The organism is Amycolatopsis sp. cmx-11-12, assembly GCF_046269425.1.
In the GTDB taxonomy this organism is placed as follows: domain Bacteria; phylum Actinomycetota; class Actinomycetes; order Mycobacteriales; family Pseudonocardiaceae; genus Amycolatopsis.
In genome coordinates this window covers 1-11,075 of sequence record NZ_JADNQM010000039.1, presented here as the reverse complement: position 1 = coordinate 11,075, position 11,075 = coordinate 1, and the positions used below count along the sequence as shown (strand labels likewise).

Here is an 11,075-nt window from a genome sequence, read left to right as displayed (position 1 = left end):
CAACCCGTAGGTCAGGACGGGTCGTCTGCGAACGAGTTGCAGGCGCTGTCGTTGCCCGCGCAGGTGTTGCCGCACCCGTCGTCTGTCGGGCAATCCCCCATGACTGGGGCGTAGGCCACAACGACCCGTACGTCCAGTGCGAACTCGTCGTCACCCGCGACGGGCCGTTCGGCCAACGCGGTGGTGCCACCCGAAAACAGGACCTCCGACATGTGGGTCACTCTCCTTATTTGGTGTTTTCTTGCAGGGCACCCCGACCGGCCGCGGCGTTCGCCGCATCTGGCCAGGAGATCGTGATCCGGCTGTGCTTCTTGTCGACGACACGCCCTTCAGGCAGCAGGTCATCGGCGGCGCCTGCCGGGTAAACGCGGAACTGTGGGCCGGGCCCATTGCGGTGATCCCGCTCCCAGATACGGAGCTGCTTAGCCACGTCCTCGGCGAGCCGTTCCGCGTCAGGTCCGAACGCGTGGACGCCGAACTCGACGTCCGACTCATTGGCCGTGCTGCTGCGCGTCGTGACATAGGCGAGATTGCCGCCGTCGACAACAGCCATCGCGGCTGAGTGGCTTCCGGGTGGGGAAATCAGGCCACTGTCCAGCTTCTTGTCCAACACCACGCGACAGAAACCGGGCAGCGCCGTGGCGAGCCACATCTGGGTGCCGGCCCACAGCTCGAACCGGCCGATGTTGGCACCGCTCCAAACCTCCACCCGCGGCGTGTCCAGGACACCTTCCAGTTCGGCTGGGTCAATGGGGAAGTCATCGTCGAAGCGGAGGGTGACCTCGCCCCCGCGCATGACCAGCAGCTTGCCCTGGTGCGCCCCGGCGCCTTGCATTGACACGAATCCGAACAAGCGCGCCGACCGACTGGCCAGGCACTCGTCGGTCTTCCCGAAGGCGATCGTCCGCGACAGTCCCCTGACCTGCAACGGAACAACGAGGAGTCCGGTCGGGGTGAGCTGTTCCACCCAGGCCGGCGGTACGTCCCACGCGCCGACCGTGACCAGGATCCGGTCGTAGGGGGCGTGCTCGGCGACACCAGCTTCGGCATCGGCAAGCACGACGTTCACCCTCGAATATCCAGTCTCCCCGAGGAAGCGGCGCGCTCGATCGGTGATGTCCTGGTCGATGTCGACCGTAGTGACCTGACCAGATGGGCCGACAAGCTCGGCGAGCAGCGCGGCGTTGTACCCTCCGGACCCGATCTCCAGGACCCTCATGCCTTCGGTGATCTCCGCCTGCTCCAGCATGTGTGCTTGCAGCTGCGGTGCAGACACCGAGCTGACCGAGGTCCCAGCCTCGTCGCGCTTGGTAACCACGCCGTTGTACAGCTGGAAGACCTCCTGCAGGTCTACGCCTGGCGCGAACAGTTCGCGAGGAACCTTGCGCATTGCGGCCTCGACCTGGGCCGACACGATTGTGCCCTCGGCGACCAGCTCGTCGACCATCGCCTTGCGTAGTCGGGCGGCGCGCTCAGAACCGGCGGCCTCGTTGTTCCCCTCTGGGGGAGTGACCATGTCGTTCAACTGATCTTCCTTGTCGTATCGCACTGCGGGCTGGTGGAGAAGCTCGTTCCCCTGGTGTAACACAAAGACGACGTACGGTATCGATACCGTTACTCTTGGCAAGAATTCCTCGGCGGCTCGATCGCGGTGTGTTCGTTATCCATCGTGTCGCTCCTGGTCGAACCAGTCGCCAGCCGGACCACGAGCTGGCGGTCTGGACGGCGGTTGGAGGGTCAAGTGCCGGAGACGTTCGTGAAGATCCGGCGGTAGAAGATCGGTAAGTCGTAGCCCGGCGGCCTGCAAGCGGCGGGCCGCATCGTCGAACCGAGCGCAGGGCCAGGACTGGATCGAGCAGAGCGGGCATGCACGCGGCTCGTCTGGCGGCGGTAGATGTCCAGCCAGGTCGTCGATCGCTCGGGCGGCTCGGCCGAGCGGACTGTCGGCCGCGACGATCACGGCCACCGATTCGCGTATCCCGCCCACGTGTCACACCGCCGCGTCCGGACTGCCGCACCACCGCACACGCCCTTCGGCCAGAACGGCGTCCAGGTCCTCGGCGGTGCTGTCCTTCGGCACCCAAGCCACGTCGTCGGGCACTGCAACGTAGGAACCTTGCTGAATCGAACCGAGAATGAAGGCTCCGGCCGGCCCGAATGGTCGCTGCTTCACCCACTCGGGAAACTCCGTTTCGGGGAGCGTCTGCTCGATCCACGATCGTGCTTCGTCGGAGGTGAAGAACTCGACCTCGGTGATCGCGTCTACCGTGTCGTCGTCACCGATGCCGATGCCGATCGTCGCCTTGAACGTTGTTGTCCCCACCTTGTGCTTCGCGCTTTGCCTGCTGCCTCCGACCTGGTGGTCAATGCCGATGGGCGTGGGTGCAGGCCAGTAGGGGGTGCCGCGGACTATCTGCACGAGCGGCAGCAGAGTGTCCTGCCGGGCAGGGGTTGTTGCGATGACAGATCGCGAGTTGGTGCTATGTGGACTGCCGTCTGCGTCCACGACGAGTGCGCCAGCTTCGAGTGCGATGACAGCGCCCGCTGCTGTATCCCAGCTGTGGTTGCCCAGCGTGAGGCTGGCGTCGAGTGTGCCGTCGGCAACCCATACGAGTTCGACAGCGGAAGAGCCGAGCCGTCGAACTCGTTGTGCTCGCTTGGTAAGCGCACGGTCAAGCTCGAAGGAAGTCCGGATACGAACGGCACCTCCGTCGCCTTTTCCGTAGTCGCTAAGGGAGATCATTGCCTCCCCTATAGCTGAGGTGCCGGAGACCGCGATCGGTTTGCCGTTCCTGAATGCTCCGCCCCCGCGTACCGCCCAGTAGCGGTGGCCGATGAAGGGAAGGTCAACGACGCCCAGAACTGGCTGACTACTTTGGACAAGTCCGAGGACCACCGCGCACAGTGGAACTCCGTGGACAAAGTTCGCTGTTCCGTCTACGGGATCTAGAACCCAATACACGTTTGGGTCGCCCGCGGCGCCGGTCTCCTCGCCGAGGAAGCCGATGTCCGGCGAGTGTTCCTGGAGATGGTCCCGTACAAGGTGTTCGATGCCCAGTTCAACGTCGGTCACGAGATCGCGGTCGCCCTTCGTCCGCACCTCAGCGTGCTGACTGTGCATGAGCGTCTCGACTGCTTTGTCCATGGCGGCCTGCGCGGCGCCGAGCAAGGCTGGCATGTCGAGAGTAGACACCGGGTTCTCCTGAACGTGTTGGTCTTCGGGAGGTCGCGAACTCCGGCGATTGCGGAGGCCGACGAGACCGTGTGCACTGGGTGTTCGGTACGTCCGTACCTTCTGTCACGGCACGTGTTTGGAATGAGACAGACAGTTAACAATGCAAGTTCGTGACGAGGTACCGTCCACTGCCCGTCCATCCGCCGTCCGACGAACAAGACGACAGCCGCGTGGAGCCGCAGATTGGGGCCGACCGCACAGCCGGGCGCCGAGGTCCGGCACCATGGCAGCAGAGCGGCACATCGGGCAGGGAGGAACTCCACGTGGCAAGGATCGAAGCGGTCTTCTTCGATGTTGGCGAAATCTTGGTCGACGAGACCCGCGAGTACGGGACCTGGGCTGATTGGCTCAAGGTTCCGCGCCACACGTTCTCAGCTGTGTTCGGCGCAGTGATCGCCCAGGGCAAGGACTACCGGGAGACCTTCCAGGTGTTCAGGCCAGGGTTTGATCTCGCTGTCGAACGCGAGCGTCGGGCCGCCGCCGGACAGCCGGAGAGCTTCTCCGAGGAGGACCTGTACAGCGATGTGCGGCCTTGCCTCCAAGCACTTCAGTCTGCCGGTCTTCGAGTTGGCCTGGCAGGCAACCAGACGGCACGGGCGGAACAGATTCTCAAGGTGCTGGAGTTGCCCGTCGACGTAATTGGCACCTCCGACGGCTGGGGTGTGGAAAAGCCGTCGCGGGGCTTCTTTGATCGAGTGATCGAGGAGGCCGGAGTTGCCGCGAGCTCGGTGCTGTACGTCGGAGACCGCTTGGACAACGACGTCCGACCAGCTCAGGACGCTGGCATTGCGACCGCTCTCATCCGCCGCGGGCCCTGGGGCCACATCCTCCACCATCCCGAGGTCGAAGAGCAGTGCCTGTTTCAACTCGACGGCTTGGCAGAACTGCCTACTCGGGTGCTCGCCCATAACGCCAAGCGCAGCTGAGCTACACGTCGCCACCGGCGCTGGTCAGAGCGCGGACTCGCTCGTCCAACTCCTGAGCTTGGGGGGTAGCTCTCAAGGCGGCACGTATATCTGGCACCCGCTGGAGTGCAGCTGCATACGGGACGCGTCCGACCACGTCGCACGCTTGCTGTGCGGTGGCGAGTGCCTGGTCAGCGTCGACAGGCGCTTGCGCTGTGGCGAGGTCGAAGAGCAGGACGGCCCGCTGCTTGGTGGCAGTCTCGGCGAGACCGTCGACCGCCTGCTCCAGCCGGGCTGCAGCAAGACGGTTCTGGCCCGCTAGCAGCAAAGTATTGCCAGCGAACCCGTCGAGTCGAGATGCGTCAAAGTAGTCGAGCCAGAGCGGGTCAGTTCCGGCGCTCACCAACGCGTCCTCGGCCGAGCGGATGCGGGCGACGCTGGTCTTCGGCTGGCCGGTACGGGCCGATATCTCAGCGTCGACGCAGTGCAGCCACGAGCGGAGCAAAGGACCCGCACCGTAGCGCGCATGTGCGTGAGCGGCCTTCAGGAAGTCGCGTGCTGGCCGTTCCTTCTCGGCGAAGCCCGGCACGAACGCGCGGTGAGCCAATACCGCGGCGGACAGGGCGTGATCTTGCGACGCCTCCGCGGCGTCCTCCGCGAGCTGGAAGTACTGCTCCGCTTCGTCCTCGTGGGCAAAGTCGAAGAAGGCGAGTCGCGAGACGAGGAGGGCAGACTCGGCGACGGCTGCGGCTAGTTGCCGCGCGAGCGGTCCGTCGGCGTCGGATGTTGATTTGAGCATGCCGTTGCCCAGGCGAGCGTGGGCCGCTGCGGACGGCAGAAGTTCGATCGCTGAACTAGTCCAGTATAGGTCGCGGTGAGAAGCCGTGACGGCCGTAAACGCGTCAATCGACCGCGGATCCAGTCGAGTCCGCTGTCCGTTGATGAGCGCCTCGATGCTGTCGGGAACTGCAACCCCGTTGGAGAACAGCGGAGCCAGGCTCGCGCCGAGGACGCCCCGTAAGAACAGGTGCCGACCAAACTCCGCATTGCCGCCCAACACCACCAGCATCACCTTCTTCAGCACAGTGTCGACGAGTTGCTCGTTCGCGAGCGCGTTGGTCGTCATCGGCGCTGGCTCCGCCGGACACAACGCCAGCTCTTCCGCGGACAGCAGACCAAGCTCGCTGGCTGGCTTCTCGAAGACCAGTACGAGGTGCTTCTTGTATCGAGGCTCGGGTTTACGATCGCCGGTTTCCCACCGTCGGACGACGTCCGAATTCAGGCCGGACTCTCCGTCGGTGGCCCGCTTCATGCTCTGCTTAATCTGCTCCACCAGCTCTTCGCGGCTCCAGCCCCGCTGGAGTCGCTGCCAGGTCAACCGCGTATTCGGTGGGTGCTTCGGCGCCGAAGCCCGTCCTGTTCCCACCTCGTCCTCCTTCGGTCGAGCTGGTGATGTCTCGCGTATCTGAGCGTAGGAGCTGCGGCGGCCGTTCGCGACGCTGGCAGGGGTATGGACGGGCAATGGCCGGTCTGTGGACGGTAGCCACCCGCCAGCAGTAGGGGTTCGATCAACAGTGGACAATTACCAGCCAACCCAGGGATGCCAGAGACAGTGACCGAAGATCAGCAGGTGCCGGCCGGAGGGCAGCGATCGGATCGCTGCCCGGCCGACCTACTGAGCCTTCGGCAGCCTGAAGCTTCCAGCTTCGACCCCGCCGATGAACGCCTCCCACTCGCCGTGGTCGAAGACCAGCACGTGGCCGTTCGGGTTCCGGCTGTCCCGCATCCCGACCGCGTCGCTGCTGAACGACACCTCGACACACTGGTTGTCGGGCGGATTACTCAGCGGCGACTTCTGCCATTCGGTGAAGTTGGTGTCGAGGTGGCGCTTGTGGGCGTCTTGGATCTTCATCTGCTCCCTCGTGCCCTTCCGTTCTCAAGCTGTAGGCCAGCTACAACGACGAGGCGATGTCGAGCAAGGTCCGCCGCGTCTGCTCGGGCCCGCTCGCTGCCGCCTTCTGGTGGTCCAAGAGAGTCAGGTACCGCGCCGTCCGTTTGCTGTTGTCGACGTACTCGCCGCCGTCATGCTGCTCAAGGTAGATAATGGCAACTGCGGGCTTCGTGTCATAGCCGAAGATCGTGTAGTCGTGCCCTTGGCCCATGTAGTAGCCAACGCTGAACGGCACGACCTGAAGCTCGACGTTCGGCCGGTCGATGATCTCCACGAGCCGCGTGATCTGGGCCTTCATGACCGGTCCGCCCTCTGTCCTGCGCAGCGCCGCCTCGTCGAGAATGAACCAGAACTGCTGGCCGGCGTTGTCCAGCACACGTTGCCTGGCAAGCCGATTCGCGGCGTACTCGTCGATCTCGTCGGCCGTCAGAGAGGGCCTCCAGGCGCGTGCGTTCTTGCGCATGTAGTCCTCGGTCTGCAGGAGTCCGGGGATGACCAGAGCCTGGTAGGAGGAGTACCGGTTGCAGCTCGGCTCCATGTCGACCAACAGCCGCAGGTACTGCCGAAACCTGGTGCTGAAGGCGCCGCGCTTCGTTCGGCGGTTGCTCTCGGCCTGCAGGTCTCGTGTGTAGGCCCGGTCTGCTTCGTTGGCGGAGTAGTGGTCGAGCAGCGCGTTCAGCTCGATCAGCTTGATCCCGCTACCAGCTTCGATGTGGGCGATTTTCTGCTGGGTGCATCCGAGGACGCCGGCCGCGTTGTCCTGGGTGACCTCTGCCGCATCCCGGAGACGGGCCAGCTGATTGCCGAGGACGACCTTCATCACTGGTGGCGGCAGCTCAAGTGGCTGAGTCACGGAATCCTTCACCTCCACAGGGTGTCCGGTTGCGGAGCGTATCCACAATTCACCCAATCGGTCGCCTAGTTAATCGGAGTACACAAGTTACCGTCTAAGTACACCCGCAGCAAAGTTCCAGGGCCCGAAGGAGCGCAGAGCGATGAGTACACAAGTTAGCATCGCCGCTGTGATGGCCGCGGTCGCCCCCAGTGCCGTTAGTGCCCCCGCTGAGACGTCGTGGGGGTCTGGGTTGGCGATAGCAGCGGCGCTCCTTCTCATGGTCGGCTGCGTGGCCGGAGCCGGTGCCGGATGGTGGTACCTCAGCGAGCAACGCCGAATCCGGCGGTGCCGCGAAGAAGTCCCACCGTGCCCGCGCCCCGAGGCACCGCAGACGACGGTTGCCGCCCTCACCTCCCAGGGTGTCGAGCATCTCGTCGCCCGGCCACGCAGCCCCCGGCATGCGCCAACTGCTCGGGGGCGAGCAGCACATGACCGTTTGGCTCCAACCCGCAGCGCAACCCGTGCTGCCTGATCGCCCTGCCCAATTCAAAGGAGGTGGCTCGTCGTGACCACGTCGACCACTGGTAGTCCAGCTACACGCTCGGATTCAACTCCCGAGGAACGGTGCGCCTTCTACCGCAGCGAATACTGCCTGCCTGCCGCCGTAGATGTTGCTACGCGGCGCATCCTTCTTCCCATCGGAGGGCTGGTCGGCGCAGCCACCATGCCGCTCGACCTCGGCCGCCGCGTGCTCGCCGCCCTTCGAGTTCGGATGCTCGCGGGTCCCGTGGTCGAGCGGCCTCACACGCAGCGTTGGACGTTCATCACCGGCCCCGGCCACACGCTCGACGAGGCAGTCTTCGCCGATCTGCTCCGGCTGGGCGCCTCGATCACGCCTCAGGGAGACCACGTCGTTCTTCCGTCTCCGGAAGACGAACGCCTCAACCTCTGGCGATGGGAGCGCCGCCCGAAGGCGCTGAGCGACTTCCCGCCGCAGTCCGCGGTGATCGCAACGACGAGAGCTATGGCGCCTCCGGCAAGCCGCTGACCGAGCAGTTCAAGCGCGGCGGAGTTAGCGACCCAACTTCGGCGGCCCGATGCGGACCCCGACCTGGATCGGGCCCCCGGTCTCAACCCCCAGTCACATTTCTGCCTGCGTTAACGCCCACCATGGAAGGACAGATCGACGATGAGCATGGCAACCCTGCATGCCCCACCGCCGCTGAATGCGACGACTCGTCCAGGTCCCATAACGGATATAGCAAGTCTTCGCTCGTCATGACCGGCCCGCGCTTTCCCTGCCTTCGTGCAGACCTCGTCGAGCGTGCCGCTCGCCAACGTCCCGTTCGTCACGGCGCCGAGCTGGATACGCCAGCCCCATACCGTGCGGCATGGTTGCCCAAAGCCCGAAGCGCGGCCCAACGTCGGGGCGCCTCGCTCCGCGCCGTCGAAATGTTGGCTGCGCAGGTTGTGGCCGACCGTCGGACAACGTCGGTTCGGTGAGCAATGCAGCAGACGCAGGCAGAGCCGAGTTCGCTGCTTTACTGGGGCACCAACCAGCATGGCGGGACTGCGGAACGATATGCCGGGCGGGTACACGTCGTGTGGCCGGACAACGAGTGCTTCGGCCTTTGCGGACTTCCTATCGAGGAGATCTGGGAACAGCGACCGCCGGTTCCGGACAACTTGTGTCCATTGTGCTGCGTGCGCGCAATGGCCGCTCTGTTTCCAGCTTTCGCAGAGTCCTTGCTGGAAACACTGTCAGGACCGGGGCGACATGAGATTGTCATGGATGATCACCGCCTGCGGTTCGAAGACCCAGTAGAACGAACTGCCGTGATCCCCACTGTCGAATACGCGGAATCGCTTACCTAGTCGTGAATCGCGGTCCGTCGAAGATCAAGAATTGGGGTGCACAAGTGCTTACTCACCTTGTCGATCGTCGCAGTGAGCAGGGTGGATGGTGCCATCGTCTTCGGTGCACGCCTGTCGCGCGTCCAGGCGATCACGGAACCGGCGGGGCAAGCCTGCTGGTCCTAGATCGTCGGTCGTTGCAGCCAGTGACTGAAATCCTTTGGCAACAGGGAAAAATGTTTGACACCAAGACGATCGGCGCTGTTCATGATCGACCAGACTCCGAGTTGATCGAGGCTGTCAGAGACGGAAGTGTCACGGCGTACGGCGAGTTGTACGAGCGCCATGTCGGCGCGGCCTGTAACTTGGCCCGTCAGCTCGTTCGGTCGGCGACTGAGCGCGATGACCTGGTTTCTGAGGCGTTCAGCAAGCTCCTCCGCATCCTTCGCGCTGGCAGAGGGCCAGACTCCGCCTTCCGTGCGTATTTGCTCACGACGTTGCGGCACACTGCATACGACAAGACATACAAGGACCGGAAAACTCAACTGTGCGAGGACGTCGCGGACGCAGCCGATCCCGCACTGGTCAGCGTGCCGTTCAACGACACGGTGAGCAGGCATGCGGAACAAGCGCTTGCGGCAAAGGCATTCGCTCAGCTACCCGAGCGTTGGCAAATAGTTCTCTGGCAGACCGAGGTTGAGGGTCGGCCGTCGGTCGAGGTAGCGCCGGACCTCGGACTGACACCCGACGGTGTGTATGCGTTGGCGTACCGGGCTCGTGAAGGGCTCCGGCAGGCATACCTGCAAGCGCACCTTGAGAAGGTTGCAACCATGCGGTGCGAGCCCACCATCAGAGTGCTCGGAGCATGGATACGGGACGGGTTGCCGAAACGGAAAGGGCAGGACGTTGAGATGCACCTCAACGTTTGCGGTTCGTGTCGTAGCCTGGCCGCGGAGCTCGCTGAGATCAACAACGGCGCCTTTCGTAGGGTCGTCGCTGGGAAGTCTTCATGCGGCAACGGAGCTGACAATCGTCAACCACGTCAACAATCTCTGACGATGGAGGCTGGGTACTCCGTCATCTGCATGAGGCTAGCGAGCTAGCAGAGCAACGAGCTATGACCTAAGGAGTCTCAGCTCGTAATCGAAGGCGAGTCTTCCTCGTGGTCCTCGCGAAAGCGGCCTCGTGCCCGCATCAGCGCCAGTGCCGTAGCTGCGATCGGCTTGACACGCCCAGGCCACCCCGAAGCGATGAACTCGTCATCGGCGCATACCCGAGGTGTCGCGGCGCACGCGTCGAGGAGTGTTCGCAAAACCTTGTCGAGAGCAGCAACCTCAGCTGACGTGAACGTTGACCACTTGCGCCATTGCCACGGCGCGTCGTCATCAATCGTGTCGAAGAACTGGTTGACATACTCCCCGTTCCCCATGACGCAAACCCCCTCGTCTCCGTCGGCGAGGACTTCCAGCGTCTCTGATCTCGGTCGCCCATGCCCAGATGGCAATGAACTGGGTAATGCCAGAGATCATTCAGGTGCTGGTTTCGTCCGTGCGGGATAGCCGAAAGAGCATATAGGGATTGACCGTTTTGCCCGCTACCGTTGTGAGCGTGCGAGTGCTCGTGGTGGAGGACGAGGAAGGCCTGGTCAGCCTGCTGCGCAGCTGGCTGGTCGACCGGGTCCGCTGCCAGGACTTCGGCGCCCACGACTGTGCCGAGAACTGGGTTATGCCGACCTTTGGGTGGTGCTGCTGGTTTGCTGGGGTGAATCCGCGCGGATCGTCGGCATAGTCATGGGTGGTACGCGGCGATCGGCTTGTGGGGAGGCAATGCGATGGATCTGGGTAGGCGTTCATTCTTGGTGGCCGGTGGTGTCGGTGCGGTCAGTGTGGCCGGAGTTGCTCTCGGGACGCGGCCGGCGACGGCACTCCGGTCGATCGATGTCGGTGTAGTACCCGACAATCCCGCGGAGGCGCTGGACAACACGAAGGTCATCAACGCGGCGATCGAAGCGAACCCGGTCGACACGCGGTTCGTCCTCCCGGCCGGGCAGATCTTCCTCGCGCACGACCCCCCTCCCCCTCCCCAGGCAATGCCACTTACTTAGCATTTCCGCAGGTGAGCGAGGGTGCTGGAGGCCGTTCCAGTCCACTTCGGGCACGGATTGTGACGACTGGTGGCGTGTCGTAGCGGGTGCTGGCTGGGCCGGTTTTCTTCTTGTAGCGGCTTTGGGTTTTCTTCACGGCGCGGGGACAGCTGCGGTTCCGTCGTGCCGGGTTAAGCCGCTCAAGGACCTCG

Annotated in this window: 12 protein-coding genes; 4 read left to right on the top strand and 8 right to left on the bottom strand. The window is 63.9% G+C overall.

Annotated elements, in window-relative coordinates:
• Positions 1–11: 11 nt before the first annotated feature.
• The 3 genes from ACLARN_RS36210 to ACLARN_RS36200 form a co-directional block, all read right to left on the bottom strand.
• Positions 12–212 carry an FxLD family lanthipeptide gene (locus ACLARN_RS36210; protein ID WP_409495985.1) on the bottom strand — a complete coding sequence of 67 codons (201 nt, stop codon included), beginning with the start codon at positions 210–212 and terminating at the stop codon, positions 12–14.
• 14 nt (positions 213–226) lie between these two features.
• Positions 227–1,516 carry a methyltransferase, FxLD system gene (gene fxlM / locus ACLARN_RS36205; RefSeq protein WP_409496049.1) on the bottom strand — a complete coding sequence of 430 codons (1,290 nt, stop codon included), beginning with the start codon at positions 1,514–1,516 and terminating at the stop codon, positions 227–229.
• Between the two features lie 474 nt (positions 1,517–1,990).
• A complete protein-coding gene (locus tag ACLARN_RS36200; RefSeq protein ID WP_409495984.1) occupies positions 1,991–3,193 on the bottom strand; it encodes an inositol monophosphatase family protein in 1,203 nt (400 codons plus the stop codon).
• 305 nt (positions 3,194–3,498) lie between these two features.
• Between ACLARN_RS36200 and ACLARN_RS36195 the strand changes: the two genes are divergently transcribed.
• Positions 3,499–4,161 (top strand): HAD family hydrolase, encoded by a 663-nt coding sequence (locus ACLARN_RS36195; RefSeq protein ID WP_409495983.1) that lies wholly within the window; start codon positions 3,499–3,501, stop codon positions 4,159–4,161.
• 1 nt (position 4,162) lies between these two features.
• Here the strand turns inward: ACLARN_RS36195 and ACLARN_RS36190 are convergent, their stop codons facing one another.
• The 3 genes from ACLARN_RS36190 to ACLARN_RS36180 all read right to left on the bottom strand — a co-directional run bounded on the left by ACLARN_RS36190 (position 4,163) and on the right by ACLARN_RS36180 (position 6,956).
• On the bottom strand, positions 4,163–5,518 hold the full coding sequence (locus ACLARN_RS36190; RefSeq protein WP_409495982.1) for a hypothetical protein: 1,356 nt from the start codon (positions 5,516–5,518) through the stop codon (positions 4,163–4,165).
• Positions 5,519–5,812: 294 nt separating this feature from the next.
• Positions 5,813–6,052 carry a DUF397 domain-containing protein gene (locus ACLARN_RS36185; protein ID WP_409495981.1) on the bottom strand — a complete coding sequence of 80 codons (240 nt, stop codon included), beginning with the start codon at positions 6,050–6,052 and terminating at the stop codon, positions 5,813–5,815.
• Positions 6,053–6,092: 40 nt separating this feature from the next.
• Entirely contained in the window at positions 6,093–6,956 is an 864-nt protein-coding gene (locus ACLARN_RS36180) for a helix-turn-helix domain-containing protein (protein WP_409495980.1), read from the bottom strand.
• Positions 6,957–7,491: 535 nt separating this feature from the next.
• On the opposite strand from ACLARN_RS36180, the gene ACLARN_RS36175 reads away from it, so the two are divergent.
• The gene (locus tag ACLARN_RS36175; protein WP_409495979.1) at positions 7,492–7,974 is read left to right on the top strand and encodes a hypothetical protein; all 483 of its coding nucleotides are present in this window, start codon (positions 7,492–7,494) and stop codon (positions 7,972–7,974) included.
• Between the two features lie 1,042 nt (positions 7,975–9,016).
• Positions 9,017–9,883, top strand: coding sequence for an RNA polymerase sigma factor (locus ACLARN_RS36170; RefSeq protein WP_409495978.1), 867 nt, complete (start codon positions 9,017–9,019; stop codon positions 9,881–9,883).
• A 29-nt stretch (positions 9,884–9,912) separates the two neighbouring features.
• On the opposite strand, the gene ACLARN_RS36165 is transcribed toward ACLARN_RS36170, so the two are convergent.
• Positions 9,913–10,209, bottom strand: coding sequence for a hypothetical protein (locus tag ACLARN_RS36165; protein WP_409495977.1), 297 nt, complete (start codon positions 10,207–10,209; stop codon positions 9,913–9,915).
• A 179-nt stretch (positions 10,210–10,388) separates the two neighbouring features.
• On the opposite strand from ACLARN_RS36165, the gene ACLARN_RS36160 reads away from it, so the two are divergent.
• Positions 10,389–10,568 carry a hypothetical protein gene (locus ACLARN_RS36160; protein ID WP_409495976.1) on the top strand — a complete coding sequence of 60 codons (180 nt, stop codon included), beginning with the start codon at positions 10,389–10,391 and terminating at the stop codon, positions 10,566–10,568.
• Positions 10,569–10,629: 61 nt separating this feature from the next.
• Here ACLARN_RS36160 and ACLARN_RS36155 read toward each other — a convergent pair whose 3' ends face one another.
• The gene (locus tag ACLARN_RS36155) at positions 10,630–10,845 is read right to left on the bottom strand and encodes a hypothetical protein (RefSeq protein WP_409495975.1); all 216 of its coding nucleotides are present in this window, start codon (positions 10,843–10,845) and stop codon (positions 10,630–10,632) included.
• Positions 10,846–11,075 lie beyond the last annotated feature (230 nt).

Coding starts and splice junctions, on each gene's coding strand:
- ACLARN_RS36210 (WP_409495985.1), bottom strand. CDS start 212: ATGTCGGAGGTCCTGTTTTCGGGTGGCACCACCGCGTTGGCCGAACGG.
- fxlM (WP_409496049.1), bottom strand. CDS start 1,516: ATGGTCACTCCCCCAGAGGGGAACAACGAGGCCGCCGGTTCTGAGCGC.
- ACLARN_RS36185 (WP_409495981.1), bottom strand. CDS start 6,052: ATGAAGATCCAAGACGCCCACAAGCGCCACCTCGACACCAACTTCACC.
- ACLARN_RS36170 (WP_409495978.1), top strand. CDS start 9,017: ATGTTTGACACCAAGACGATCGGCGCTGTTCATGATCGACCAGACTCC.
- ACLARN_RS36165 (WP_409495977.1), bottom strand. CDS start 10,209: ATGGGGAACGGGGAGTATGTCAACCAGTTCTTCGACACGATTGATGAC.